Genomic DNA, 24,968 nt, shown 5'->3' with positions numbered 1-24,968 from the left:
TGAGTTGCCTACGTGTCACACCCAGCGTCCTACCAGGTCCTGCCCCCGCAAGGGACCAAAACCCGAGATTGATCACGACCTCACACAGGCCCTAGGTGTGCTGTCCGGAGAGGTTGGTGATGCGGCTGGCTGGGGTGTGGCCGCTGATTCCGGTGTGGGGTCGGTGGTAGTTGTACCAGTCCAGCCAGCCGGGAAACGCTGCCTGACGCTCGCTTTCTGAGGTGTAGGGCCGCTGGTAGGCCCATTCGTCCAGCAGGGTGCGGTGGAAGCGCTCGACCTTGCCGTTGGTCTGCGGTCGCCAGGGGCGGGTCCAGCGGGGGCTGATGCCCAGGTCATGGCAGGTCTGTTGCCAGGTGTTCTTGCTGTAGGCCCAGGCGTTGTCGGTCAGCACCCGCTCGAGGGTCACGCCGCGTGCGGCGAACCAGGCGGCAGCTCGTCGTAGGAAGGCCGCGCAGGTGGCCGCCTTCTCGTCGGGCAGGTTCTCGGTGTAGGCCAGGCGGGAGTGGTCATCCAGCGCGGTGTGCAGGAAGGCGTAACCGGTGCCGGTGCGGTTCTTGCGGCCGGCCGCGCGGCCCAGGACTTTGTGGCCGCCGCCGTCGGGGATGCGGCCGAGCTTCTTGACGTCGATGTGGACCAGTTCGCCGGGTTGGGAGCGTTCGTAGCGGCGGACGGGTTCGCCAGTGGCCCGGTCGCAGATGGTCAGCGGTGGCAGGCCGTGGCGTTGGAGGATGCGGTGGGCGGTTGAGGCGGCGACGCCAGCACGGGCGGCCAGCCGCAGCGGGCCGATCCGATGTTCACGGCGCATCCGCAGCACCCGCTCCTCCACACAGGCGGGTGTCCGGCGTGGTGAGTGATGGGGGCGGCTGGAGCGGTCCTGCAGGCCCGCTGCCCCGTGGTGGCGGTAGCGGTGGGCCCAGCGGGCGGCGGTGGTGTGGCTGACCTGGAACCGTTCGGCCGCCCGCCGCAGCGGCCATCCGTCCTCGACGACACACCGGGCCAGACGCAGCCTGCCGGTCGGAGTCAGCGGGGCGTTACGGTGGATCAACGAGGGCCTCCTGCGTGTTGGTGAAGATGTCGCAATCCACACCGAAACCAGAGGCCCTCGCCTCGTTCAAGCACCACCCACGGCGCGTCGCCCGTCACCAACGTCCCCGGACAACACACCTAGGCCCAGCGGCGGAAGCGGGTGTGCAGCGTGGCCCACGAGCCGTACCGCTCGGGCACGTCCCGCCAGGCCGTGCCGGTCCGGAACTTCCACACGATCCCATTGAGGACCGTCCGGTCATCCAGCCGTCTGCGGCCCCGCTCGCACCGGGGCAGCAACGGCTCCACGAAGGCCCATTCGGCATCGGACAGTTCATGGCGACGTATCACCCGACCATGATCCATGACCCAAGATCATTTGACGACAGACTCTAGTAGCCCAGGCCCGCCTTGACCTCGTCACCGAAGAACGTACTGCTGTTGAACGTGGCACCGGCGTAGAGCATCGCTGCCGCGGCCGGCAGGGCGATCCACGGCTTGCCGCGCAGCAGGGCGATCAGGCAGACCAGCGGAAGCAGCCCGTAGGGCGGGAGCCGTGTCTGCGCGCCGGGACCTTGCGCCCACGGATACCAGCCGGCGAAGCGGAAGGCGATGGCATACCGGCCGGGATCGATGTGCAGCGCCCAGTGCCACACATCTTGCAGGTACGGCACCAGCGCCAGCGCGGCGAGGACGAGAGCGGCCAGCTGGATGCCGTCCAGCCACCACGGCCGGGCCGTGTCGTCGACGACGGCACGGGCGCGGGCCTGCAACCCGGCACGCGTCAAGGCGACGACCTCCCGCGACGGGGGCCAGGAACGGCCGGGATAGGCCTCGGCCAGGCAGGCCGGCAACTCCTCTCCCTGCCGGGAGCGGTAGGGCTCGGGATAGGCCGCGAGCAGCAGACGGTTCACGCCGGGGCCGTCCCGGCATCCCCGGAGCGTCCGATGACGACGGCCGCCGCCTGCTGCATCCGCAGCGCCTCCCGGCCGAGCGCCTCGGAGCCGTCCTCGGTGAGCCGGTAGTAGCGCCGCGCCCGCCCGTCCACGATCTCCTCGTCACCGGCGGCCACCAGCCCGGCCCACTCCATCCGCTCCAGCGCGCCGTAGAGGGTGCCGACGGCGATCCGGAGCCGCCCGCCGGTGGCCCGCTCGGCGGCCTTGATGATGCCGTAGCCGTGCAACGGCCCGTCCATGAGCGCGTGATTTAGAGACGGACGCGGGCCCAGACGGTCTTTCCGACGACGCGCTCCCGTACGCCCCACGCCTCGGCGAACGCCTCCACGATCGCCAGCCCACGCCCGCGCTCGGCGTCCGGCGCCGCGTCGCCGATCAGCGGTAGGCCGTCGCCGGGGTCGGACACCTCGACGCCGACCAACTTCTCTGCGTCGTATGCGATACGCACCTCGTAGTACCGGCCGGGTACGCGGCCATGTCGTACCGCGTTGGTCGCCAGCTCCGAGAGGACGAGCAGCACGACTAAGGCGGAGCCAGGAGCCACGCCCCACGTGCTGAGTGCGACCTCAACGGCGTGGCGAGCGCGATGGACCGATGGGGGTACGGGCGTGAACCTCTTCACCCAGCGATACATGGGGACGACGTCGTGACTTTGTGCGTTCATGCCTCAACTGTGGGTGTCAATAGCTACCTTGACCAGGGGAAACGACTCAACGCTGCAAAGCGTCAAGTCCAGTCGAACACCCGTTGAGTGACGTTGAGTGGCGTTGAGAGGGCGACAGAGGTGGCCAAACCGAAGAAGAGAGACGCGGCATCACCGACCGTGCAGTACTTCGCTGCCGTACTGAAGCTGCTGCGCCAACAGGCGGGGCTGACGCAAGGCGAGCTCGGCGAGCGGATGGGGTACACCGGCTCCGCCGTGAGTGCGGTGGAGACGTGTACGAAGCCGCCGACGGACGAGTTCATCGAAGCGGCCGAGAAGGCACTTGACGCGGGAGGGTTGCTGAGGGCGGCCATCGGGTTCCTGCGGCTGGAACGCTACCCGGAACACTTCCAGGGCTTCGTAAAGCTTGAGCAGGAGGCGATCAGCGTGTCGTCGTACTGCATGCAGTTGATCGATGGCCTGCTCCAGACTCCGGACTACGCCCGCGCGTTGTTCGATCACGCATTCCCGCCGGTCGACGCGGACGAGGCGGATCGTCTGGTTGCGGCCCGCCTGGATCGCAAGGCGCTGTTCGACCGCAAGCCGGTAGCAGTCGTCAATGTGATCCTGGAGGAAGCAGCGCTGCGCCGACACATCGGCGGGCTGGAGATCATGCGAGCCCAGTACGCGTACCTCATCGAGTGCGCGCGGCGTCCCAACGTGGTCATCCAGGTGATGCCGCAGAGCCGAGGCGGGCACGCTGGCCTTCCGGGCCCGATGAAGCTGATCGAAACCCCGGACGAGACGACCCTTGTCTATCTGGAGGGCCAAGGGAAGAGCATGCTGGTTTCCAAGCCGGACGAGGTAGGTGTCCTGTCCCGCCGCTATGCCATGATCAGGTCCCAGGCTCTCGGGCCCGAGGAATCCGTACGCTTCATCGAGCAGTTGATGGGTGAGCTATGAGCAGACTCAGGTGGTTCAAGAGCAGCTACAGCGACAACACGGGCGGCGACTGCGTCGAGGTCGCCCTCGACTGGCACAAGTCGAGCTACAGCGACAACACCGGCGGTCAGTGCGTCGAGGTGGCACACACCCCCGCCACCGTCCACATCCGCGACTCCAAGATCCCCGACGGGCCGAACCTCCAGATACCCGCCGACGCCTGGTCGGCCTTCCTGACGACCGTCAACCACCCCCGGTAGCCGCCATGCGGGCGCGCAGCAGGAGGGCGACCCAGCTGCGGTACGGGCGCCACGCGTCCGCGATCGCGGCGAGCCGGGAGAGGCCCGGGGCCTCGCCCAAGCCGTACTCGGTGGCCACCGCACGGTGCACCCGGGGTTCGGCGGTGGGGAAGAGGTCGGGGTGGCCCGCGCCACGGATCAGGATGAGTTCGGCGGAGAACGGGCCGATCCCCGGCAGAGACTGAAGGTCTTTGAGGGCCTGGTCGGCGTCCCGCGCCCGCAGCGCCGAGGCGTCCAAGTCCCCGTCCAAGGCGGCTTCGGCGATGGCATGCAGGCGTTCGATCTTGACGTCGGTCAGGCCCGGGATACGGGCCAGGGCCCGCAGCACCGCCGGGGTCGGGAAAGCATGGAGCCGCCGGCCCGCGACGTCGACGGGCCGGCCGTGGTCGCGGGCGAGGCGGCCCTTGATGGCCGCTGCCTGGGTCTTGCGGATGCGGTGACCGATGACGGCCCAGGCGGCGGCCTCGTACGGGGAGTGGAAGCAGACGGGCCGCAGCCCCGGGAACTCGGCCCACAGGCTCGCCACCACGGGGTCCCTCTCACCGACGGCGGGGAATCCGGTGCCGTCGATGTCCAGGGAGAGGATCCGGGCGATCTGGTTCCGGGCGGCCTTCCCAGCCGCGCTGTCGGCGTGGACCGTGAACTCGGCCGAAACTACCCCGGGTTCACCGACCGCCTCCTTCTGGCGCAGGGCGCAGCCGATGACGCTGTGGTGGTCGTCGGCGGGGAAGGCCAGGCGCAGCAGTCCGTCGGCCGCGTGGTCGTAGGAGGCGGGGGTGAAGCCCTCCAGGAACCGGATGGACGAGGCCAGGGAGAACGGGCCTTGGGGGGCGAAGGAGGCGGTGGTCACGCGTCAGGCTCCGTGGGCGGTCAGGACGTAGCCCTCGGGGCCGACGAAGGAGAAGAACGGGCCGAACGGGCTGTCGGCGAGCGGGGTCAGGACCGTGACGCCGTCCGCGGTGAGCTTGTCGTGCAGCGCCTGGGCGTCGGGGGTGGAGAACCACAGGGCGACCCCCAGTCCCGGGCGGCCGGAGTCCAGGTCGGTGCCCGGCAGCGGCTCGCGCACGGCCATCGGGCAGGGCTTGGTGTCGAAGACGACCGCGCCCGGCGGCGAAGCGGGGGTACGGCGCAACCCGAGGTGCTTCTCGCAGAACTCGGCCGCCGCCTCAACGTCACGGACCTGAAGAGCGACGAAGTCGGGGCCGTCGATGCTGATGGACATGAGTGTCCTCCTCGAATCAATGTCAGGACTTTGACATGCGCCAACGCTAGACGTGGCCCACACGTGTGTCAAAGTATTGACATGAAGGAGAGTTCGCAGGCGGAGCCGCCGCACCCGGCAAAGGACGTACTTGATCACGTGGGCTACCGGCTCAAACGCGCACACGCCGCGCTGCGCGGCGCCATGGACCAGGCGCTGCGCGAGCACGGCCTGACGGTGCCGCAGTACGCCTGCCTGGAGGTCCTGGCGGCACGGCCCGGCATGTCCAACGCGGACCTCGCCCGCGCCACGTTCGTCACCCGCCAGTCGATGAACGTCGTCCTGCGCGGGCTGCAGGAGGACGGACTGCTCGCCCGCCCCGACACCGTCGGCCACGGCCGCGCCCGCCCCGTCACGCTCACCGAGGCAGGGTGGCAGCGCCTGCACGCCGCGCAGGCATCCGTCTACGCGATCGAGGCCCGCATGGTCCAGGCCGTCCCCGCGGAGCGTCTCGCGGGGCTCCTCGAAGACCTCGACCGCGTGGCGCAGGCCCTCAAGGACTGACGCTCAGACCCTCACGCGTCCCAGGTGACCGGCAGCCTCCGCACGCCGCGCGTGGACACGCCCACCTTCCACTCCACGTCCCGCTCGGCGTCGGCGAACCGCAACCCCGGCAGCCGTTCCAGCAGCGTCCGCAGGGCGATCTGTAGTTCCATCCGGGCCAGCGGAGCGCCCAGGCAGTGGTGCGGGCCGTGGCCGAAGCCGATGTGGGTCGCCTCGTGGCGGCGCAGGTCGAGCTGGTCGGAGCCGGTGTAGACGCTCTCGTCGCGGTTGGCCGAGTTGATGGCCACGACCACCGGCTCACCGGCCCGTACGGTCACCCCGCCCACCTCGACGTCCTCGACCGCGTACCGGGGCTGGAGGCTGCCGGAGCCGAGCGGGGTGAAGCGCAGCAGTTCCTCGACCGCCTGCGGTACCTGGTCGAGGTCCGCGCGCAGGGCGGCGAGGTGTTCGGGCTGGGTGAGCAGGACGTAGAGGAAGTTCGCGATCTGCGTGGCGGTCGTCTCGTGGCCCGCGATGAGGATCGACTCCGCCAGCGAGAGCAGTTCGTCCTCGGACAGCCGGTCGTCGTTGTCGCGCGCCGCGACGAGGGAGCTGAGCAGATCGTCCTGCGGCGCGGTGCGGCGCTGTTCGACAAGACCGGCCATGTAGTCCCGGAGCAGGGCCCGGTAGCCCTTGATTTCCTCCAGCGTGTACTTCGTCGTGGAGAGGAACGCCTCGGACCACAGCCGGAAGTCGCCCCGGTCCTCGAACGGCACGCCCAGCAGCTCGCAGATGACCGTGATCGGCAGGGGCAGGGCGAAGTCCTCGACGAGGTCGGCGGGGGCGCCGTCGGCCCGTATCGCGTCGACCAGTTCGTCGGCGATCTGCTGGGCGCGTGCCCGCATCCGGTCGATCTGGCGCACGGTGAACGCCTTGGTCACCAGGCGGCGCAACCGGCTGTGCTCCGGCGGGTCGAACGTACTGATCGTGCCGGGGCCGGGAGCGTACGGCCGTACGCGCGGCGCGTCGCGCCCGACGGCCGCCGCCCGGCTGAAGCGCGGGTCGCCGAGGACGAGCCGGGCGTCCTCGTAGCGGGTGGCCAGCCACGCCGGTTCGCCGTACGGGAGCTGGACCCGGGCCAGCGGCTCCTCGCGGCGCAACCGCTCGTACAGCGGGGCCAGGTTCAGCTTCTCGGCCGCGAACGGATAGGTCAGGGGCTCGGCGGCGGGCTGGGCGGACGTCATGCATCCTCCTTGGCGGCCGGGTGGGGGGAGGTCGGCCACCTCGGATCGCATTGTCCCCGCCGGGGATCAGGGAGATCATTAGAAATCCGTGGAGATCCTCAGCGATCCGCGGAGACGTCTCACCTCCTGATGTGCGCGCGGCCGCTCTCCAACTCCTCGCGGGCCGCCTCCATGAACGCCTCACGACGCTCGCGCTTGACCGGCGACCGCCCCTGCTCGCTGCGCATCAGCGCGTGCAGCACGGTGGTGTAGTCGTGCGCGGCCTGGGCGGCCCGCGTGGAACACACCAGCTCGACCGCCTTCTTCGCCAGCCATAAGTCGTGCAGCTTCTCGTCCTCGGGGTCGTCGAGGGTCGGCATGCCGAGCTTTCGGCGGTCCAGGATCAGCTCGACCCGTTGCACCGCCTTCAGATACCCCGATATGGCCTCCTTGCGCTCCGCCCGCGCCGCGTCAGCGCGCTGCCGCTGGTCGCGCTGCACCTCGACGCGGTTCGCCAGTTGCTGCCCTATGAGGGTCCCCGTCGTCCCCAGCAGAACGCCGACCAGGGCGAGACCCGTACCGACCGTGACTCCGTCCACGGCACCCAGCTTTGATCAGGCCGCCACCACTGCGCCACACCCCCCGCAATCCGGGAAGGTTTTTCACTCGCCACGACACGGGTACTCGATGGCCCCGGCTGCGAGTCGCCGACGCGCGGGAGGCGAGATGGCCGAGCAGAGGACACCATGGGCCGGCGCCTGGCCACGGCTCCGCGTGGCGGACTGGGCGGAGGCCCGGGACACGCTGCACATGTGGACTCAGATCGTCGGCAAGATCCGGCTGGCCCACGCCCCGCCGGCCAACCACTGGTGGCATGTCACGCTGTACGTCACCCCGCGAGGGCTGAGCACGTCCGCGATCCCGTACCGGACCGGTGCGTTCGACATCGAATTCGACTTCATCGATCACCGCCTGCGCGTGCGGGCCAGCGACGGAAGCCGCCGCGAGCTGGCGCTGGAGTCCAAACCGGTGTCCCAGTTCTACGGCGAGGTCATGGGCGCCCTGGGAGACCTCGGCATCCGGACTCGCATCCATCCCCGCCCGAACGAGGTGGACCCGGCGATCCCCTTCGCGGAGGACCACCGCCACGCGACGTACGACCCGCACGCCGCGCACCTCTTCTGGGGCCAGCTCACCCGCGCGAACCAGGCCTTCGAGGAATTCCGGTCCGAATTCGTCGGCAAAGCCAGCCCCGTGCACTTCTTCTGGGGCTCCATGGACCTGGCCACCACCCGCTTCTCCGGCCGCCCCGCTCCCCCGCACCCGCCCGACGGCATGCCCAACCTGCCGGACTGGGTGACCGAGGAGGCCTACTCCGTCGAGCTGTCCAGCTGCGGCTTCTGGCCCGGCGGCGGCGAGGAGGGCGCGTTCTACGCCTACGCCTACCCCGAGCCGGCCGGCCTCGCCGACCACCCGATCCGCCCTGCCGCCGCGTCCTACCAGCGGGAATCCGGCGAATTCGTGCTCCCCTACGAGGCGGTCGCCACCGCCCCCGATCCGGACCGGGCCCTGAGCGAATTCCTGCACACCACGTACGCGGCAACCGCCGAACTGGCCCACTGGGACCGCGCGGCGCTGGAAGCGGATCCTCACCGGCTGGAACACCACTGACCGCGCACCGCTGACGTGCGTCGCAGCCGTGAACTCGCCTCTGATCTTCCCGCGATCGATCGGGAGGTCACGCATACGGTTCGCGCAAGGGCCGAGGCCGCAGCACTCCCCGTGTGATGGACTCGGGCATCCCCTCGCCGGCGGTGTAATACCGGCCTTGCGCTTCGCCGTGCGGAACCAGCCACCTCGTGCGCACGAGTTCGCGGATGTCCCGCTGGGCCTGCTGCTCGCTCAGCTCGGCGTCCGCCTGGTACGTCGCCCGGCGGACGCGGTTGCCCATCGCCGCCGGGTACAGGGCGTACAGCAGGCGCTCGGCCCAGCCCTGCTTCTCGATCGCTTCCTCCAGGGCGGCCCATAGCGTCCGAGTGGTTTCCACCTGGCGTTCCACCGTCTGGGCCTGCTGATGGTGGGCGCGCAGGCAGAAGCGCACCCAGGGGCGGGTGTCCCGGTCCGGCGTCCATACGGGACCGCCGACCTCGGCCAGCACGTCGTAGTAGCGGTAGGTGTTGCGGGCCCGCCCGAGCCACTCCTCGATGCTGGAGAACTCCGGTGCCACCAACCCCTCGCGGGCCAGCACCAGGGTCTGCAGGGCGCGGGACATCCTGCCGTTGCCGTCCGGCCACGGGTGGATGGCCACCAGGTTCAGGTGCGCCATGGCGGCCCGTACCAGCGCCGGGGTTTCGAGGTCGCCCTCGTTCAGCCAGGCCACCAGTTCGTCCGCCAGGCCGGGCACACGCTCCGCTTCCGGGGCCGTGTACGCGGCGATGGTGGGGTCTTCGGGCGGCGTGACGTACACGGGGCCGGAGCGCCACCATCCGGGCCGCTTGGGCAGGTGATGCCCCTGCATCATGAAATGCAGGCTGTTGAGCAGCCCCTTGCCGTAGGTGAAGTCGGGCCCGGCGTCGGCCAGCCGCTGGATGTAGGTCATGGCCTGCCGGTAGCCGTCGATCTCCGTGGCCACCGCCCCGCTGGCCTCGATCGGGGCCTCACCGAGAATGATGTCCTCGACGTCGGCGACGCTCGCGGCGTACCCCTCGATGGTGTTCGACCCGGCGATCGCCCGCGCGGTCAGATTGCGGCGGAGCTGGCCTTCCCAGCGCCTGGGCGCCCGAAGGTGCAACCGCAGACGCCCCCGCATCGCGTCGATCTCATCGAGAACGCGCACATCGGCGTCGTCCAGCTCAGGTACCCGGTACAGCATGACCCCATGACACCATCCTCCCATCAAGCGGTCAAACCACCGTGTGTCACCCCACGCTTCAGCAGCGTGACGAGCAAGGCTCCGCGCTCGTTTGAAGGCCCCCGGCGGGAGGTGCATGCTCGGTATGGAGGAGATGGGCGCATGAACGCCGAGGCCCCGCGGACCGCCGTGATCACCGTCGATGAGTCCGGCATCGTCACGGGCTGGAATCGCGGTGCCGAGCGGGCGCTGGGGCATGCCGCCGGGGATGCCGTGGGGCGGCGGGCCGGGGAGTTGCTGGTGCCCGAGAGCGGGACGCCGTTCTGGGACGGTCCGCCGGAGCGGGACCACTGGCTGGGGTGGGTTTCGGTGCGGTGTGCCGATGGGCGGGTGCTGCGGGTACGCGGGACGGGGCACCGGCTGATGGACCGGGATACGCGGGGCCAGTGGGTGCTGGTGGCGCCCGTCGAGGACGCCGCCGGGCCGCGGCAGCGGCCGCTGCCGCAGGAGGTGGAGCGGGCGGTCGTGGACTGGCTGTTCTCGCGCTCCCCGGTGGCCGTGACCATGTACGACACCGACCTCAGGTGCATCCGGCAGAACACCGCCATGACGCGGCTGACCGGGATCTCGGAGGCCGACCGCAAGGGGAAGCGGCTGCCGGAGGTGTTGTCGGGGCCGGACGCGGAGCCGTGGGAGCGGCGGCTGCGGCAAGTGGTGGAGACCGGCGAGGCCGCGTTCAGCGGGGAGATGCGGGGCCGGCTGCCCGCGGATCCGGACCGGGAGAGCGTCCTCCTGGCCACGGCCTCCGCGCTGCGGGGCGCGGACGGGCAGACACTCGGGCTCTGCACGACGGTCGCCGATGTCACCCAGCAGATCCGGTCGCGGGAGCGGCTGACGCTGCTGAACGAGGCGAGCACCCGGATCGGCAGCACGCTGGACGTGATGCGCACCGCGCGGGAACTGGCCGACGCGGCGGTGCCGCGGCTCGCGGACTGGGTCACCGTCGATCTGCTGGAGACGCTGCTCAGGGGCGATGAGCCGGGTCCGTTCACCGGGGTGGTGGCGCTGCGCCGGGCGGCGAACCAGTCGATCATCCAGGGGGCGCCCGAGGCGGTGCGGCAGCCGGGCGAGGTGGACTTCTACCCGCCGTACACGCCCGCCGTGCGCTGCATGGCGACGGGCCGGTCGGCCCGGCACCGGGTCACGGACGGGGACATGCGGGACTGGCTGGCGCGGGATCCGGCCCGGGCGGAGAAGTTCCGGGAGTTCGGATTCCAGTCGATCATGGGGGTGCCGATCCGGGCGCGCGGGATGACCCTGGGCATCACCATGTGCTACCGGCGGACCAAGGAGCCGTTCACGGAGGACGACCAGCTGCTGGCCGAGGAGCTGGTGGCGCGGGCCGCCATCTGCCTGGACAACGCGCGCCGCTTCGCGCGCGAGCGCACCGCCGCGCTCAGCCTCCAGCAGAGCCTGCTGCCGCAGGGGACTCCGGTGCAGGCGGCGGTCGAGACCGCGTCCCGCTATCTGCCCGCGGGAGGCCGGTCCGGGCTGGCGGGCGACTGGTTCGATGTGATTCCGCTGTCCGGGGCGCGGGTCGCCCTGGTCGTCGGGGATGTCGTCGGCCATGGCATCGGCGCGGCGGCCACCATGGGCAGGCTGCGCACGGCGGTCCGCACCCTGGCGGACGTCGATCTGCCGCCGGACGAGCTGCTGACGCATCTGGACGATGTGGTGATCCGGCTCGCCACCGAGGCGGAGGGCACCGGCGCCCCCGGTGATCCCGCCATCCTCGGCGCCACCTGCACGTACGCGGTCTACGATCCGGTGTCCCGGATGTGCTCGCTGGCCCGGGCCGGGCATCCGCCGCCCGCCGTGGTCACCCCGGACGGCGAGGCACGGCTGCTCGAGGTGCCCGCCGGTCCCCCGCTGGGCCTGGGCGGCCTGCCGTTCGAGGTGGCGGAGGTGGAGCTGCCGCCGGGCAGTCTGCTCGCGCTCTACACCGACGGGCTGCTCGGACTCCGCGAACGGGAACGCGAACTGGACGGCGCGCTGGACGCGCTGTGCCGGGCGCTCGGCGAACGCGCGCCCTCCCTCGACGCGCTGTGCGACCGCGTCATCGGCGATCTGCTCCCGGATCACCCCGCCGACGACGCCGCGCTGCTCATCGCCCGCACCCAGGCCCTGGGCACGGACCGGTACGCCGTACGGGATCTGGCGGCCGACCCGGTCACGGTGGCGACCGCCCGTGCGTGGGCGTCGCGCCGTCTCGACGCCTGGGGGCTCGCGGACGCGTCGTACATCACGGAGCTGGTGGTGAGCGAGCTGGTCACCAACGCCATCCGGCACGCGGAGGCCCCCATCCAGCTGCGGCTGATCCACGACCGGACGCTGATCTGCGAGGTGTCCGACGCCAGCTCCACCTCGCCCCATATGCGCCGGGCCCGTCTGTCGGACGAGGGCGGCCGCGGTCTGCTGCTGGTCGCCCAGCTCACCCAGCGCTGGGGCACCCGGCACACCCACACGGGCAAGACCATCTGGTGTGAGCAGCTGGTCGGGTCACATGCTTGAACGGAATCTGTGAATACGAAGAACTCCGTTCATTGATATGGACACGTCACCGCCTCTGCCCTACGTTGACCCTTGGTCCGGACCATGATCCGTAACCGAGAGGGAACCACTGGACTGGAGGTGGGCGTATGCCCGCGTTACGCATGCGGGTCAGAGCCGGCGTCGCCGTCGGCGCACTCGTGGCCGCGCTGGCGGGGACGACGAGCGCGCAGGGCGCGACGGCGGCCGATCCGACGGACGGCTGGACGCAGAAGTCGTTCTCGTACAGCATGCAGAAGCCGTACGACCTGGATCTCGGCGAGCGTTACAGCTACGACTCGGGCACCAAGACCCACACCATGTGGGTGAACTCCACCGACAAGCCGTTCGAGGAGGGCAGTTCGACCAATCCGCGCACCGAGATGCGCTGGAAGAACGACTACACCTCGGGCAAGCACATGTGGGACGCCGACGTGTACGTGCCGTCCGGCACCAACGGCGCGGACATCATGCAGATCCTGCGCACCAAGCGCCCCTCCGGGACCCCGGCCACCGACATCATGTTCCGGGCGTCCAGCGCGAACGGCGGCACGCTCAAGCGCTACACGAACGAGGTCATCAAGACCGGGATCTACAACACCTGGTGGAACCTGAAGGTCGCCCACGACGCGAGCGCCGGAACCATCCAGGTCTACGCCGACAACAAGCTGGTGCTGACCGCCGACGACCGCGGCGAGGCCACGCGCTACTTCAAGAACGGCGTCTATCACCACGGCTCGGGCAAGGCCGAGGCCCGCTTCCGCAACGTGCGCTACTGGACGAAGTAGAGCCGTACGCCACCATGCCGGCCGCCGGGCACGGCGGCCGGCATGAGGCGTTTCCAGCCCCTACAGCGGTCTCGGGACGTCCGGTACGGGGGTGTGCGCCGCGCCGTTGATCAGCACATGGAAGCCCCAGACCAGCCGCTCCTGAGGGGACCCGGAGAGCAGCAGGGCGCCGAGCGCGGCGATGCGCGGATGGGTCCGCTCCGGGGCACCCATCACCCCGGCGGCCATCGCCTCCCAGTCCTCCTCGTTGTGGCTGTCCTCGTCCGCGCCCCGCCAAGCGTGCTCGGCGGCGGTCGCGGTGCCGTACTGGAGCAGTGCGTCGAGCAGCCACGCCGCCCGGTCGGGGGCGACCCCGCCCTCGTGCAGCAGGGCCAGCACGGCCTCCGTGAGGTTCAGGAAGTGCTTGCCGAAGGGGCGCGCGGCCACCGCGGAGCGGGCGAGGCCGGGGTGCTCGAACAGCAGCTCCGTGTACGACATGAGAAGCCGCACCAGCCGCTCGCGCCAGTCGCCCTCGGCCGTGGCCGGGCTCAGGTCGACCCCGGCGAGCAGTTCGTCGAGGACGGCCGCGTGCAGTTCGGCGGTGTTGCGGACGTACACGTAGAGCGAGGCGGGCCCGGTGTCCAGCTCCCGCGCCAGCCGGCGCATGGTGACGCGCTCCAGCCCCTCGGCCCGCATGAGGTCGACCGCGGTGGCGACGATCCCCTCCCGGGTCAGGGCCGGTTTCGCCGGACGTTCGCGGGGGCTCGGGCGCGCGGCGGAGTTCCCTTTCATGGGCTCATGCTATCCGCCGGTGAACGCGTTCGTGACGAACACGTTTGCCACGAACATGTTCGTCCCGCTACTCTCCTCGCGTCCGGCACGACAGGAATCCACCGCTTCGCAGAGGAGGCGACGTATGTCCACCGCACCCACCATCGCGATCGTCGGAGCAGGGCTGGGCGGGCTGACGCTGGCGCGCGTCCTGCGCACCCACGGCATCGCCTCGACCGTCTACGAACGGGACGCGTCACCGACCGCCCGCGACCAGGGCGGCACGCTGGACCTGGACGAGGAGTCCGGACAGCGGGCGCTGAGCGCCGCCGGGCTGCTCGAGGAGTTCCGGGAGCTGAGCCGCCCGGAGGGCGGTGAGCTGCGCCTGCTCGGCAAGGACGCCTCGACCGTGCTCCACGCGCCCGCTCCGGAGGGCGGCGGCGAACGCCCCGAGATCGACCGCAGCGCGCTGCGGGGGCTGCTGCTGGACTCCCTGCCGAGGGGGACGGTGCGCTGGGGGCGCAAGGTATGTGACGTCGCCGCCCCTTGGGCGGGACGCCCCACGCTCACCCTGTCCGACGGCGAGACCGTGGAAGCGGATCTCGTGGTCGGCGCCGACGGGGCCTGGTCGCGGGTCCGGCCGCTGCTGTCCGACGCCTTGCCTGCCTACTCCGGGGTGACGATGTCGGACAGCTGGCTGGAGGACGTCGGCACCCGGCACCGTGCCCTCGCCGAACTCGTCGGCCACGGCTCGATGTTCGCCCTCGGCGACGAGCGGGCGGTGGTCGCGCAGCGCAACGGCGGCGAGCGCGTCCGCGTCTACAGCGCCGTCAAGGCCCCCGAGGGGTGGGCCGATGCGGAGGGCGCCGCCCCCGAGGCCGTCACCAAGCGCGTCCTGGACCTCTTCCCCGACTGGGACGACGCGCTGCGCGCGCTGATCGCCGACACCGACGGCCCCCTCGTCCTCCGGTCGGTTCCACGCCCTGCCCGTGGGACACCGCTGGGACCGGGTGCCCGGCGTCACCCTCCTGGGCGACGCCGCCCATCTGATGTCCCCCTTCGCGGGCGCGGGGGCCAACCTCGCCATGCTCGACGGGGCCGAACTCGCCGGGGCCATCGCCGCGCACGATGACCTGGAGGCGGCGCTGACCCGTTACGAAACGGCCCTCTTCCCGCGCAGCGAGACCGCGGCCGCCCTCTCGGCCGCCAACCTCACCGGCTTCCTCAGCCCCGACGGCCTGCGCATCGCGCGGGACCTCTTCGCCTCACACACCTCAGGCACCTCACACGCCTCGGACGCAACATCAGGAGACGACGCCCGATGACCACCCACCCCACCACCCCTCCGCCGCTCCAGCCCTACCCCGGCCTTCCGCTGACCCTGACGGACGTGGGCGAGGGACGGCCCGTCCTGCTGCTGCACGGCGGCGCCGGTCCGGCGAGCATGACCGCGATCGCGGACCACTTCACGCCCACCCGCCGGGTGCTGACCCCCACCCACCCGGGCTGGAACGACGCCCCTCGGCCCGACTGGTTCACCGGAGTCGACGGCCTCGTGGAGACCTACCTGGACCTGCTGGACGACCTCCGGCTGCACGACGTCCTGGTCCTCGGCAGCTCCTTCGGCGGCTGGCTCGCCGCCGAGATGGCCGTACGCGACCGTGGCCGCCGCCGCATCGGGCAACTGGTGCTGGTGGGGGCCATCGGACCCGAGGTCCCGGGGCACGCGGTGCGGATGCCGACCCCGGCGCCCGGCGTCCCCGGCCCATCCCCGGAAGCCATCCGCACCATGCTGGCCTACACCGGCCCGGCCCTGGCCGACCCGAAGCTGCTGCACCGCCTCGCCCGCGTCACGGTGCCCACCCTGGCGGTATGGGGCGAGAACGATGCCGTGGTCACCCCCGACTTCGGCCGCGCGTACGCCGGCGCCATCCCGGACGCCCGCTTCGAGGTGATCCCCGGCGCGGGCCACCTCCCCTGGCAGGAGGCACCGGACACCGTGCTCTCCGTCATCGACGCGTTCGTGACCGCCGGGACGGCCGACTCACGGTCATCCGAAAGGCTGTGACGTCGCGCTCTTGACGATGGTCACCCGGGGGTTCTCCGGTACCGGACTCCCCGGGTCCCGCGCGGTGAGTTCGGTGGGCCACGAAGTCCCCGGGTAGAGGCCGACCACTTCGCTCTTCATGCGTACCGTCGCGTCGAATCCCCGAGGGCCGGTCACGCGGATGGCGACGTCGTAGAACGTGCGTTGATCGCCATGATTGGTGATCTTCACCGGCACCGTCAGAGCGGATCCGCTGCGAACCGGCTTGAAGACCGTCACGTCGCCCTTTGTCGTCAGGGGGTGCGTGAAGACCTCGCTTTCCTTGCCGTCCCCCGGTGTGACCGGAACGCCGCTGGGAGCCGCCGCGGCCCGTTCCCGGCCCGCTTCCTCCTGCGCGCGCTGCTCGGCCGTCAGGGCGGTGGGAGAGCTTTCCGCCGCCGATGCGGAGGGTTCGGGCGATTCCACGACACGCGACGGAGGTGCCGTGGCAGCGCTCGAACCGCCCGCATCGGCGCCGCAAGCGGTGGTGAGAAGACCTGCCGACATCGTCAGCGCGGTCAGGGTGAATAACGAACCAGCCGATCTGTGCATGCCCCGATTGCTCCTCGGTCCAGACGTGCCGCGGCCCATGAAATCGGGCCTGAGCTTACACACACCTCGGCCGGCGGCGGTGGGCTCAGGACAGCCAGTCGGTGTAGTGGGTGGGGGCGAGTCGGGCGTCGCCCTTGGTGGTGAGGGCATCGCCGCGGACGGCCGCGAACATCCCGGCGGTGTCGTCCACGACGACCTCGCGGCTGTCGGAGCGCGCGCGCAGCGTGATCCGGCCGAGTTCGTCGAGGGTGTAGACATCGGGTCCGCCGATGTCGCGGGTGCCGTTCAGCGGGGGGCCGGCGGCGACTTCGGCGACGGCGTCGGCCACATCCTGGGCGGCGATCGGCTGGATCGGGGTGGCGGGCAGGCGGACGATGTCGCCGTCGCTGGTCCAGGACAGGACCGCGTCCATGAACTCCATGAACTGGGTGGCGCGGACGATCGAATACGGAATCGGCCCGGCCTTGAGAATGTCCTCCTGGAGGACCTTCGCCCGGTAGTAGTCCAGCTCCGGCACCAGTTCCGCGCCGACGATCGACAAAATGACGACGTGCCGCACCCCGCCCTTCCCGGCGGCGGCCAGAAGGTTGTCCATCGATGTCCGGAAGAACGCCGCGGAGGCGGCGTCGAAAGTCGGTGAATTCGTCAGGTTGACCACGACATCGGCACCGGCCACCGCCTTCCCCACCCCCTCGCCGGTGATGATGTCGACCCCGGTGGACTGCGAACACGGCACGGCCTCATGGCCCGCCGCGTTCAGGTTCTTCACGACCTTCGACCCGATCAGGCCGGTACCGCCGACAACTGCGATCTTCATGGTCATCCTCTCTTCCGCGGAGCGCGTCGGTTTGTGCGCCGGGCCAGTTCCTCGTCGTCGACCAGGGTCAGCATGGGCTGGCCCGGGGCGCACATCATCGTCACGAGGAAACGGCTCCAGGAATCCGTTCGGTTGTTCCCGTCCTGGTAATGGATGACGTCGCCACCCGGCTCCCAGAACGTCTCCCCCGCCCTGATCACACGCTCCGGCTCGCCTTCCAGCTCGAAGAGCATCTCTCCTTCGAGCATGTATCCGAAGGCCGGACCGGAGTGCCGGTGCGGAGGGGTGCCCGGGTCACCCGGGGGGAATTCGACGAGGACGGTCATCGCGTGGGCTCCCTCCGGAATGAAAGGCGGCTTTGCCGTCTGCAGCGTGGTCAGCGCCGTCTTCCACGCCTCGGACCGTGGTTTCTCGCTGGGCTCATTGCTCGACATGAGTCATAAGTAAAGACCGGAGCGGCCTTTTGGCCGTGACGACCCGCGCGAGCATTTCCGGCGTTCGCCCGCCGGCTATCCCCCGATGAACGCGACTGTCTCGGCGAGCGGCGCCCGGCCCGTGCGGGTGTCGTCCGCCGTGATGTCCTCGTATCCGATCGACATGCCGCAGAAGAGGATCAGTTCACCCGGGGGCGACAGCACCTCCGCGACGGTCCGGTGGAACTTCGCCCACGCCATCTGCGGGCAGCTGTGCAGTCCTTCGGCACGGAGCAGCAGCATGACGGTCTGGAGATACATGCCGACGTCGGACCACTGGGCCGGGCCCAGGCCGCGGTCGATGTAGCAGAACAGGGCGGCGGGCGCGCCGAAGCAGTCCCAGTTCGCGGACGCGGCCCGCTGGCGTGCCTCCAGGTCCTCGCGCGCGATGCCACGTGCGCCGTAGCGCTGCTCACCGAAGGCGGACCGGCGCTCACGGTACGGGGACTTCAGCGCGGGCGGGTACTGCTCGTACTCCGGCTCGTCCCAGGGGTCGCCCACGGCCAGCCGCTCGCCCGCGCGCTTCTTCAGCTCCGCCAGCGGCCCGCCGGTCAGCACGTACACGTGCCACGGCTGGAGGTTCGACCCGGACGGCGCCCACGCCGCGGCGGACAGCACACGCTCCAGCGTCTGTCGCGGGACGGGCCGGTCGGTGAAGCCGCGCACCGCGCGTCGGCTCGCGACCGCCTCATAGACGTCCAAGATCGCCTGCCTCTCAGCTGTTCGACCCACCGTGTTTCGTTACACTCGCAACAGTATCACTCGATACCATCTCGCGCGAGACCCCCGCCGCCGACAGCGCGGCCTTCGAGAGCACGGCCATGAAGACGGCCGTAAAGGCTGGCAAGGAACGCGTGGCGCTTACGCCTCGTCGTCCACGGGATGAGCGAACCGGGTGAGCAGATCCGTCAGCTGCTCCGACTCGCCGGTGCCCAATTCGGCCACCAGCCGCTCGGCCAGCGGCTCCGCCGCCACATGAGCCGCGTCGAAAAGCTCGACGCCCTGCGGCGTGATCTCCACCGCCCGCACCCGCCGGTCCCCCGGGACGGCCTTGCGCACGGCCAGACCCTTACGCTCCAGGTCGTCCACGATGCGCATGATCCCCGCCTTGTCCGACCCCGTAGCCGTCGCCAAGTCCCGCTGTACGGTGGGCCCTTGGTTGACCAGCACGATCAGCACGGAAAAGTGCCGCAACTCGATGCCGTACGGCCGAAGCGCCTTCGACATCACCGCGGCCACGCGCGCGTGCGCCCGGCGCAGCAGCAAGCCGAGAGCGAAGGGCGACTCGTCCCCGGGGCGGTCCGTAGCACGCGAAACGATGCTTTTGCGGGGAACGTCAGCGGTCACCTTCGCGACGGTATCACGTGAAATCACCCGTGGCGGCTTGGGTGAGCTGGGACAACGCCCCTCGGTGCAGACTTGAGGGCATGAGCGGACCCAGGGTGCGACTGCGTGCGGTGAACCGGGACGATCTCGCGGTCTTCTTCGACTACCACCGGGACGCGGAGGCCAACCGCATGGCGGCCTTCACCGCCGAGGACCCGGACGATCGCCAGGCTTTCGACGAGCGGTGGAACCGGATCCTCGGCGACGACACCGTCGTCAAGCGGACGGTGCTGTACGACGGGCGGGTCGCCGGGAACATGCTGGGGTTCGAGCAGTACGGCGATCCGTCCGTCGGCTACTGGATCGGGCGCGAGCACTGGGGCAAGGGGATCGCCACCCGCGCGCTGGCCGCGTTCCTGGCGGAGGTGCCGACGCGCCCGCTGTACGCCCGGGCTGCCGCGGACAACGCCGGTTCGCTGCGGGTGCTGGAGAAGTGCGGGTTCCGGGTGATGCGGGAGGAGCGGGCGTTCGCGGTGGCGCGGGGGCGGGAGATCGGCGAGCTGGTGCTGGTCCTGGGGTGAGCGCCCGCCGTACCGGCCGTCTGGGCGCAGGCCGCGACGGTCACGCCGTGGTGGCGGCGGGAGACCAGGCCGCTGAGGAAGTGGGTGGCGCCGAAGCCCAGCGCGGAGGTGGGAGCGAGCAGTTCGCCCATCGCGGACTCACTCCTCGGGGGCGTGGTCCGCGGCCTCGCGCTCGGCGGTCGCCGCCCGGTCCGCGGCGCCGACCGGGCACGGTGCGCCCTGGTGGGTGCAGGCGTCGCGGTCGCACATGCGGCACATCCGGTCGGCCGCGCCGCAGCCCTGGTAGAGGCCGTCGAGCAGCTTGGCCAGCAGTCGGCCGAGGTCGCGCACCTCGGTGCGGTCCAGGCCGTTCAGCACTCCGGCGAGATGGGAGGTGCGAGCGGTCAGCAGGTGTTCCGCGGTGCGCCGGCCGTGGGAGGTGGGGTGGACACCGGTCCAGTTGCCGACCGTACGCCGCCGCTCGACCAGACCGGACCGCTCAAGACCGTCGACCATCCGCACCGCGGCGGACTGGGTCAGCCCCACCCGGCGGCCCAGTTCGGTCACGCTCACGCCGGGGTCGGCGTGCAGGACGATCAGGGCGGCGGCCGCGCTCATGCTGAGGCGGGACGCGGCGGCCGGGGCGGTGAGCAGGTCGTCCGTGACGGCGAGCGCCGCGGCGCCGAGCAGATTCGCCACGCGTTCGATGTCGGGTTCGGTGTCGGTGCGGGTTCCGGAGTCATGCATGACTCATGCATACCCTGCTCGGGTGACTGCAATCAGGGGCCGCCGAGGTGAGAGGATCGGTGCGGACGGTGTGGTTCGTGCGCGACGGGAGGCACCGCGTGTCGGTGGAGATCACCTGGTGGGGGCATGCCACCGCGACCGTGCGGGATTCCGGCGTGACGGTGCTGACCGACCCCCTCTTCGTACGGCGGCTGGCCCATCTGCGGCGCCGCCGCGGACCCGTGCCCACGCCCGACGCGGCGGTCGCGGACATCGCGCTCGTCTCGCATCTGCACGCCGATCATCTGCACCTGGGTTCGCTGGCCCGGCTGTGGCCCGGCACCCGGCTGGTCGTGCCGTACGGCGCCGGGCGGGCCGTGCCGGGGCTGCGGCGGGTGGCCGCGGCGGGCGGTCTGCGGGTCACCGAGGTGCGGCCGGGCGACGAGGTGACGGTCGGTGACCTGCGGATCCGGGCCGTGCCCGCCGCGCACGACGGCCGCCGTCTGCCGTTCGGGCCGCACCGTGCGCCCGCGCTCGGGTACGTGCTGCGCGGCGAGGCCACCACGTACTTCGCGGGCGACACCGGGCTGTTCGACGCGATGGCCGACGCGGTCGGCCCCTGCGACGTGGCGCTGCTGCCGGTCGGCGGCTGGGGCCCGTACCTCGGCCACGGCCACCTCGACGCGGGCCGCGCGGCCCAGGCGCTGGCCCGGCTCGGGGCGCGCAGCGCGGTGCCGGTGCACTACGGGACGTACTGGCCGATCGGCATGGACGCGGTGCGGCCGCACGAATTCCACGCGCCGGGGGACGACTTCGTCCGCCACGCGGGGCGGCTGGCCCCCGACGCCTCGGTGCACCGGCTGGGCCACGGCGAGTGTGTGCGGCTGGAGCCCGCCAGGTGATAGGCGAGCTGATACGCACCGTGCCACCGGAGTCGACCCAGCAGGCGGTGGGCTATCCGTCGCTGTTCCTGCTGGTGGTGCTGGGGTCGCTGGTACCGGTGGTGCCGACCGGGGCGGTGGTCAGCTCGGCGGCCGTGGTGGCGATCCACCAGTCCTCGCCGTTCTCGCTGCTGTTCTCCTTCTGCGTCGCCGCGCTGGCCGCGCTCCTGGGGGACCTCGCGCTGTACTGGCTGGGGCGGCGCGGGGTGCGCTCGAAGAACGGTTCGCGGTGGCTGGAGCGCATCCACGACCACGCGGCGCCGGAGCGGCTGGACCAGGCCCAGACGAAGCTGAGCGAGCACGGGGTGGCGGTGCTGGTGCTGTCCCGGCTGGTCCCGGCGGGCCGGATCCCGGTGATGCTGGCCTGTCTGCTGGCCCGCTGGCCGCTGCGGAGGTTCGCCCGCGGCGCGGCCCCGGCGGCGCTGGCCTGGGCCGGGACGTACCAGCTGATCGGCCTGCTCGGCGGCTCGCTGTTCCGCGAGCCGTGGGAGGGGGTGGTGGCGGCCGTGCTGCTGACGGTGGCGGTCAGCGTGGCGCCGGGGGTGTGGCGTCGGGTGGTGCGGCGCCACGACGCGGGTTAGGTGCGGGGGCTCCGCCCCGCACCCCCGCTCCTCAAACGCCGGAGAGGCTTGTTTTGGTGCACATTCGCCCTCAGCCTCCGGTCTCAGTCACCCAGCCGCAAAACGTCCCGCAAAACCTCCGTCAGCAGTGCGTACGGGTCGGACGCCGCGCGTTCCGCGCGCCAGGCGACGAAGCCGTCGGGGCGGACGAGGACGGCGCCGTCGGGGGCGGTGCCGTGGAGTTCGGCCCAGTCGGTGCCCGGCTCGGGGGCCAGTTCGTGGTCCGGTTCGGTGCCCACGCGGTAGCAGTCGAGGGGGACGCCGAGGGCGTCGGCGGCGCGGCGGCCCGCCTCGTGCCAGGCGGCGCCGCCCGGGCCGGTGAGCAGCACGCAGGTGCGCTCGTACAGGTCGAGGGTGGAGAGCCGGACGCCGCAGCGGTGGACCCACATGTGGGGGGCGCGGCTGCCGGGTTCGGCGGTGACCTCGAAGCGGTCGGGTACGGCGGGGGCGGCGGGGTTGGCGCCGAGGACCGCGCCGGTCACGTAGCGGTAGCCCATGGCGACGGCCATGACGTTGCTCTGCGGGCCGGCGGTGGGCGGGGCGGAGTAGCCGGGGTGGCTGTGCTCGGCCGAGCGTGAGGCGGCCCGGGCGCTGGTGGCCTGGGCGACGGGCTGCCGTTCGGCGCCGTAGGTCTCCAGCAGGCCGGCTCCCGCCCAGCCGCCGAGGACGGCGGCGAGCTTCCAGGCGAGGTTGTGGGCGTCCTGGATACCGGTGTTGGAGCCGAAGGCGCCGGTGGGGGACATTTCGTGGGCGGAGTCCCCGGCGAGGAAGACACGGCCGGAGCCGTAAGCGTCGGCCACCCGCTCGGCCGCGTGCCAGGGCGCCTTTCCGGTGATCTCGACCTCCAGGTCCGGCATGCCGACGGCGGTGCGGATGTGCTGGGCGCAGCGTTCGTCGGTGAACTCTTCCAGGGTCTCGCCGCGCTCGGGGTGCCAGGGGGCGTGGAAGACCCACTGCTCCTGGTTGTCGACGGGCAGGAGCGCGCCGTCGGCCTCGGGGTTGGTGAGGTAGCAGGCGATGAAGCGCCGGTCGCCGACCACGTCCGCGAGCCGCTTGGCGCGGAAGGTGATGGACACGTTGTGGAACAGCTCGCCGCGGCCGCTCTGGCCGATGCCGAGCGCCTCGCGCACCGGGCTGCGGGGGCCGTCGGCGGCGATGAGGTAGTCGGCGCGGACGGTGGAGCGGGTCTCGGTGCGGCGGTCCAGGATGTCGGCGGTGACCCCGTCGGCGTCCTGCTCGAAGGAGAGCAGTTCGGTGCCGAAGCGGAGATCGCCGCCGAGGTCCTGGGCGGCCTGTCGGAGGACCGGTTCGAGGTCGTTCTGGCTGCACAGACACCAGGCGGAGGGGCTGATCCGGGCGGCCTTGCCGCCGGGGTCGATGTCCCGGAAGAGCCAGTTGTGCTCGGTTCCGGTGAGCGACGGGGTCTGCATGATGCCGTGGTTGTCGGCCAGGACGGCCGCCGCCTCGCGGATCGCGGACTCCACTCCGGCGGTGCGGTACAGCTCCATCGTGCGGATGTTGTTCCCCCGTCCGCGCGGGTGGTGGGAGGTCCGCGGGTGCTTCTCGACGAGCAGGTGGCCGATCTCCAGACGGCCCAGGAACAGGGAGGCGGACAGGCCCACCAGGGAGCCGCCCGCGATGAGTACGGGCACGTGTGTCGCAGTGTCGGCAAGACGGTTCATCTTGCTGCTATGCCCGGTGTTTCCAGGCCCGTTCGGGGCCCTGACCAGGCGTTCCCTCAGATGGCTCACAAATCTCGCGCCATACGTGGGAGCGCCCCACGATCGGTCTGACGGGCGGCGTGCCCAAGGAAGGGCGCCGCCTCATGAGGAGGAGTGGAACATGAGCACCCTGCCCCGGACTCCACAGCCCGCCACGACACCATCCACGGCCACGCGGCCCTCGCGGTCCTCACTGGCCGATTCGCGGCTGCGCGTGGTGCTGCTGCTGGATGTGCGCAGCGGTGCCGAGGAGCGTTTTCTGCGCGCGTACGACGAGCTGTGCCAGCAGGTGGCCTCGGTTCCGGGGCATCTCAGCGACCAGTTGTGCCAGTCGATCGAGGATCCTTCCAAGTGGCTGATCACCAGTGAGTGGGAGAGCGCCCCGCCCTTCCTGGCCTGGGTGGACAGCGCGGCGCACCGGGAGATGGTCAAGCCCCTCCACGGCTGTGTGGAGGACACCCGCTCGCTGCGGTTCAGCATCCTGCGGGAGACCTCGTCCCACGCCGGGGCGGGGGAGGCGGGGAACCGGGGAAAAGGCCGGCTGCAGGCGGTCCCGCGGATCGGTGACGGGATCGTCCGGCATGCGCTGACGTTCACCGTGAAGCCCGGCACCGAGAAGGACGTGGCGGCCATCCTGGCCGACTACGCCTCCCCCGAGGCGCGGGTGGACGACACCACGCGGCTGTGCCGGACCTCGCTGTTCATGAGCGGCAACCGGGTGGTCCGGGCGGTGGAGGTGAAGGGCGACCTGGTGGCGGCGCTGCGCCATGTGGCACGGCAGCCGGAGGTGCGTGCGGTCGAGGAGGCCATCAACCCGTATCTGGAGGAGGCCCGCGATCTGGACGACCCGGATTCGGCGCGGGAGTTCTTCATGCGCGCGGCGCTGCCCGCGGTGCACCACCAGGCGGCGACGAACGGACACGCGTCGGAGCCCGCGGGCGCGATGCGGCGTCACGCGCTGCTGTATCCGGTCAAGGAGGGCTGCGGCACGGCCGTCGCGCAGCTGCTGGCCCGCCAGGACGAGCTGGCGTTGACCGGTGGCGCCGGGACTCCCCTGGTGAGCAGCACGATCTTCCAGCACGAGGACATCGTCGTCCGGCTGGTGGACCTGCGGGCGCGGCTGGACCGGGACCCGGCCCTCGCGGCCGGTGTCGGCGGCAAGCGTGCCGCGGCCATGATGAGCCGTCTCATCGACCACGGCCCGGACCGGGACCTGTCCCACGAGGACGGGTTGCGGCGCTTCCTCGCGGACTGCGACATGGAGCCGGTCACCGACCGCCGGTCGGCGGACTACTGACGTCCACGATTCCCCTTAGCCCCTTATGTCCCATGTCACGT

Annotated in this window: 28 protein-coding genes and 2 pseudogenes; 12 read left to right on the top strand and 18 right to left on the bottom strand. The window is 71.2% G+C overall.

Annotation, left to right across the window (positions count from 1 at the left end):
* Positions 1 to 91 precede the first annotated feature (91 nt).
* The 5 genes and pseudogenes from ACFZCY_RS24825 to ACFZCY_RS24805 all read right to left on the bottom strand — a co-directional run bounded on the left by ACFZCY_RS24825 (position 92) and on the right by ACFZCY_RS24805 (position 2,613).
* Positions 92 to 1,045: an IS481 family transposase gene (locus tag ACFZCY_RS24825; protein ID WP_391177189.1), complete on the bottom strand. Its 954-nt coding sequence runs from the start codon at positions 1,043 to 1,045 to the stop codon at positions 92 to 94.
* Between the two features lie 119 nt (positions 1,046 to 1,164).
* The gene (locus tag ACFZCY_RS24820; RefSeq protein ID WP_391177186.1) at positions 1,165 to 1,374 is read right to left on the bottom strand and encodes a transposase; all 210 of its coding nucleotides are present in this window, start codon (positions 1,372 to 1,374) and stop codon (positions 1,165 to 1,167) included.
* A gap of 44 nt (positions 1,375 to 1,418) precedes the next feature.
* Positions 1,419 to 1,937: pseudogene (locus ACFZCY_RS24815) on the bottom strand (hypothetical protein); the annotation flags it as partial.
* Positions 1,934 to 2,218, bottom strand: coding sequence for a helix-turn-helix transcriptional regulator (locus ACFZCY_RS24810; RefSeq protein ID WP_391177183.1), 285 nt, complete (start codon positions 2,216 to 2,218; stop codon positions 1,934 to 1,936). The gene ACFZCY_RS24810 and the pseudogene ACFZCY_RS24815, both read right to left, overlap by 4 nt.
* Before the next feature lie 11 nt (positions 2,219 to 2,229).
* On the bottom strand, positions 2,230 to 2,613 hold the full coding sequence (locus ACFZCY_RS24805) for an ATP-binding protein (protein WP_391177243.1): 384 nt from the start codon (positions 2,611 to 2,613) through the stop codon (positions 2,230 to 2,232).
* A 150-nt stretch (positions 2,614 to 2,763) separates the two neighbouring features.
* Between ACFZCY_RS24805 and ACFZCY_RS24800 the strand changes: the two genes are divergently transcribed.
* Positions 2,764 to 3,585: a Scr1 family TA system antitoxin-like transcriptional regulator gene (locus ACFZCY_RS24800; RefSeq protein WP_391177180.1), complete on the top strand. Its 822-nt coding sequence runs from the start codon at positions 2,764 to 2,766 to the stop codon at positions 3,583 to 3,585.
* The gene (locus ACFZCY_RS24795; protein WP_391177177.1) at positions 3,582 to 3,824 is read left to right on the top strand and encodes a DUF397 domain-containing protein; all 243 of its coding nucleotides are present in this window, start codon (positions 3,582 to 3,584) and stop codon (positions 3,822 to 3,824) included. The genes ACFZCY_RS24800 and ACFZCY_RS24795 overlap by 4 nt, the downstream gene beginning before the upstream one ends.
* Here the strand turns inward: ACFZCY_RS24795 and ACFZCY_RS24790 are convergent.
* Together ACFZCY_RS24790 and ACFZCY_RS24785 are read right to left on the bottom strand one after the other, a co-directional pair.
* Positions 3,808 to 4,713 (bottom strand): DNA-3-methyladenine glycosylase family protein, encoded by a 906-nt coding sequence (locus ACFZCY_RS24790; protein ID WP_391177173.1) that lies wholly within the window; start codon positions 4,711 to 4,713, stop codon positions 3,808 to 3,810. The two genes, ACFZCY_RS24795 and ACFZCY_RS24790, sit on opposite strands and share 17 nt — an antisense overlap.
* Before the next feature lie 3 nt (positions 4,714 to 4,716).
* Positions 4,717 to 5,085, bottom strand: coding sequence for a VOC family protein (locus tag ACFZCY_RS24785; protein WP_391177170.1), 369 nt, complete (start codon positions 5,083 to 5,085; stop codon positions 4,717 to 4,719).
* 81 nt (positions 5,086 to 5,166) lie between these two features.
* Between ACFZCY_RS24785 and ACFZCY_RS24780 the strand changes: the two genes are divergently transcribed.
* Positions 5,167 to 5,628: a MarR family transcriptional regulator gene (locus tag ACFZCY_RS24780; protein WP_391177168.1), complete on the top strand. Its 462-nt coding sequence runs from the start codon at positions 5,167 to 5,169 to the stop codon at positions 5,626 to 5,628.
* A gap of 11 nt (positions 5,629 to 5,639) precedes the next feature.
* Here ACFZCY_RS24780 and ACFZCY_RS24775 read toward each other — a convergent pair whose 3' ends face one another.
* Entirely contained in the window at positions 5,640 to 6,851 is a 1,212-nt protein-coding gene (locus ACFZCY_RS24775) for a cytochrome P450 (protein WP_391177164.1), read from the bottom strand.
* A gap of 119 nt (positions 6,852 to 6,970) precedes the next feature.
* On the bottom strand, positions 6,971 to 7,429 hold the full coding sequence (locus tag ACFZCY_RS24770) for a hypothetical protein (RefSeq protein WP_391177161.1): 459 nt from the start codon (positions 7,427 to 7,429) through the stop codon (positions 6,971 to 6,973).
* 127 nt (positions 7,430 to 7,556) lie between these two features.
* Here ACFZCY_RS24770 and ACFZCY_RS24765 point away from each other — a divergent pair, with 127 nt between their 5' ends.
* Positions 7,557 to 8,501, top strand: coding sequence for a DUF5996 family protein (locus tag ACFZCY_RS24765; protein WP_391177158.1), 945 nt, complete (start codon positions 7,557 to 7,559; stop codon positions 8,499 to 8,501).
* 67 nt (positions 8,502 to 8,568) lie between these two features.
* Here the strand turns inward: ACFZCY_RS24765 and ACFZCY_RS24760 are convergent, their stop codons facing one another.
* Positions 8,569 to 9,702: a Fic family protein gene (locus tag ACFZCY_RS24760; protein ID WP_391177155.1), complete on the bottom strand. Its 1,134-nt coding sequence runs from the start codon at positions 9,700 to 9,702 to the stop codon at positions 8,569 to 8,571.
* 141 nt (positions 9,703 to 9,843) lie between these two features.
* Between ACFZCY_RS24760 and ACFZCY_RS24755 the strand changes: the two genes are divergently transcribed.
* Positions 9,844 to 12,252 carry a SpoIIE family protein phosphatase gene (locus ACFZCY_RS24755; protein WP_391177153.1) on the top strand — a complete coding sequence of 803 codons (2,409 nt, stop codon included), beginning with the start codon at positions 9,844 to 9,846 and terminating at the stop codon, positions 12,250 to 12,252.
* Between the two features lie 128 nt (positions 12,253 to 12,380).
* Positions 12,381 to 13,058 carry a polysaccharide lyase family 7 protein gene (locus tag ACFZCY_RS24750; protein WP_391177150.1) on the top strand — a complete coding sequence of 226 codons (678 nt, stop codon included), beginning with the start codon at positions 12,381 to 12,383 and terminating at the stop codon, positions 13,056 to 13,058.
* Positions 13,059 to 13,118: 60 nt separating this feature from the next.
* Here the strand turns inward: ACFZCY_RS24750 and ACFZCY_RS24745 are convergent, their stop codons facing one another.
* Positions 13,119 to 13,829: a TetR/AcrR family transcriptional regulator C-terminal domain-containing protein gene (locus tag ACFZCY_RS24745; protein WP_391177147.1), complete on the bottom strand. Its 711-nt coding sequence runs from the start codon at positions 13,827 to 13,829 to the stop codon at positions 13,119 to 13,121.
* Positions 13,830 to 13,953: 124 nt separating this feature from the next.
* Here ACFZCY_RS24745 and ACFZCY_RS24740 point away from each other — a divergent pair.
* Together ACFZCY_RS24740 and ACFZCY_RS24735 are read left to right on the top strand one after the other, a co-directional pair.
* A pseudogene (locus tag ACFZCY_RS24740) lies at positions 13,954 to 15,133 on the top strand (FAD-dependent oxidoreductase).
* Entirely contained in the window at positions 15,130 to 15,876 is a 747-nt protein-coding gene (locus ACFZCY_RS24735; protein ID WP_391177144.1) for an alpha/beta fold hydrolase, read from the top strand. Before ACFZCY_RS24740 ends, ACFZCY_RS24735 begins: the two are co-directional and overlap by 4 nt.
* Here the strand turns inward: ACFZCY_RS24735 and ACFZCY_RS24730 are convergent.
* The 5 genes from ACFZCY_RS24730 to ACFZCY_RS24710 form a co-directional block, all read right to left on the bottom strand.
* A complete protein-coding gene (locus ACFZCY_RS24730; RefSeq protein ID WP_391177142.1) occupies positions 15,859 to 16,446 on the bottom strand; it encodes a hypothetical protein in 588 nt (195 codons plus the stop codon). The genes ACFZCY_RS24735 and ACFZCY_RS24730 overlap by 18 nt on opposite strands.
* 85 nt (positions 16,447 to 16,531) lie before the next feature.
* The gene (locus ACFZCY_RS24725) at positions 16,532 to 17,263 is read right to left on the bottom strand and encodes an NAD(P)H-binding protein (RefSeq protein ID WP_391177139.1); all 732 of its coding nucleotides are present in this window, start codon (positions 17,261 to 17,263) and stop codon (positions 16,532 to 16,534) included.
* A 2-nt stretch (positions 17,264 to 17,265) separates the two neighbouring features.
* A complete protein-coding gene (locus ACFZCY_RS24720) occupies positions 17,266 to 17,697 on the bottom strand; it encodes a cupin domain-containing protein (protein WP_391177136.1) in 432 nt (143 codons plus the stop codon).
* A 75-nt stretch (positions 17,698 to 17,772) separates the two neighbouring features.
* Positions 17,773 to 18,438 carry a nitroreductase family protein gene (locus ACFZCY_RS24715; RefSeq protein ID WP_391177133.1) on the bottom strand — a complete coding sequence of 222 codons (666 nt, stop codon included), beginning with the start codon at positions 18,436 to 18,438 and terminating at the stop codon, positions 17,773 to 17,775.
* Positions 18,439 to 18,597: 159 nt separating this feature from the next.
* Positions 18,598 to 19,083, bottom strand: a complete 486-nt coding sequence (locus ACFZCY_RS24710) for a MarR family transcriptional regulator (RefSeq protein ID WP_391177129.1) — start codon at positions 19,081 to 19,083, stop codon at positions 18,598 to 18,600.
* Positions 19,084 to 19,163: 80 nt separating this feature from the next.
* Between ACFZCY_RS24710 and ACFZCY_RS24705 the strand changes: the two genes are divergently transcribed.
* Positions 19,164 to 19,643 carry a GNAT family N-acetyltransferase gene (locus ACFZCY_RS24705; protein ID WP_391177126.1) on the top strand — a complete coding sequence of 160 codons (480 nt, stop codon included), beginning with the start codon at positions 19,164 to 19,166 and terminating at the stop codon, positions 19,641 to 19,643.
* A 138-nt stretch (positions 19,644 to 19,781) separates the two neighbouring features.
* Here the strand turns inward: ACFZCY_RS24705 and ACFZCY_RS24700 are convergent, their stop codons facing one another.
* Positions 19,782 to 20,369: a MarR family transcriptional regulator gene (locus tag ACFZCY_RS24700; protein ID WP_391177123.1), complete on the bottom strand. Its 588-nt coding sequence runs from the start codon at positions 20,367 to 20,369 to the stop codon at positions 19,782 to 19,784.
* A 98-nt stretch (positions 20,370 to 20,467) separates the two neighbouring features.
* Between ACFZCY_RS24700 and ACFZCY_RS24695 the strand changes: the two genes are divergently transcribed.
* Entirely contained in the window at positions 20,468 to 21,250 is a 783-nt protein-coding gene (locus ACFZCY_RS24695; RefSeq protein ID WP_391177241.1) for an MBL fold metallo-hydrolase, read from the top strand.
* The gene (locus tag ACFZCY_RS24690; protein WP_391177120.1) at positions 21,247 to 21,870 is read left to right on the top strand and encodes a VTT domain-containing protein; all 624 of its coding nucleotides are present in this window, start codon (positions 21,247 to 21,249) and stop codon (positions 21,868 to 21,870) included. Before ACFZCY_RS24695 ends, ACFZCY_RS24690 begins: the two co-directional genes overlap by 4 nt.
* Positions 21,871 to 21,953: 83 nt before the next feature.
* On the opposite strand, the gene ACFZCY_RS24685 is transcribed toward ACFZCY_RS24690, so the two are convergent.
* Entirely contained in the window at positions 21,954 to 23,591 is a 1,638-nt protein-coding gene (locus ACFZCY_RS24685) for an FAD-dependent monooxygenase (RefSeq protein ID WP_391177118.1), read from the bottom strand.
* 160 nt (positions 23,592 to 23,751) lie between these two features.
* On the opposite strand from ACFZCY_RS24685, the gene ACFZCY_RS24680 reads away from it, so the two are divergent.
* Complete coding sequence (locus ACFZCY_RS24680; RefSeq protein ID WP_391177115.1) at positions 23,752 to 24,927, top strand: SchA/CurD-like domain-containing protein; 1,176 nt, start codon at positions 23,752 to 23,754, stop codon at positions 24,925 to 24,927.
* Positions 24,928 to 24,968: the final 41 nt, after the last annotated feature.

This window comes from Streptomyces sp. NPDC007983 (assembly GCF_042958345.1).
Taxonomy (GTDB): Bacteria; Actinomycetota; Actinomycetes; order Streptomycetales; family Streptomycetaceae; genus Streptomyces.
The sequence above is the reverse complement of the archived record's forward strand: the minus strand, read 5'-3'. Positions and strand labels throughout refer to the sequence as shown.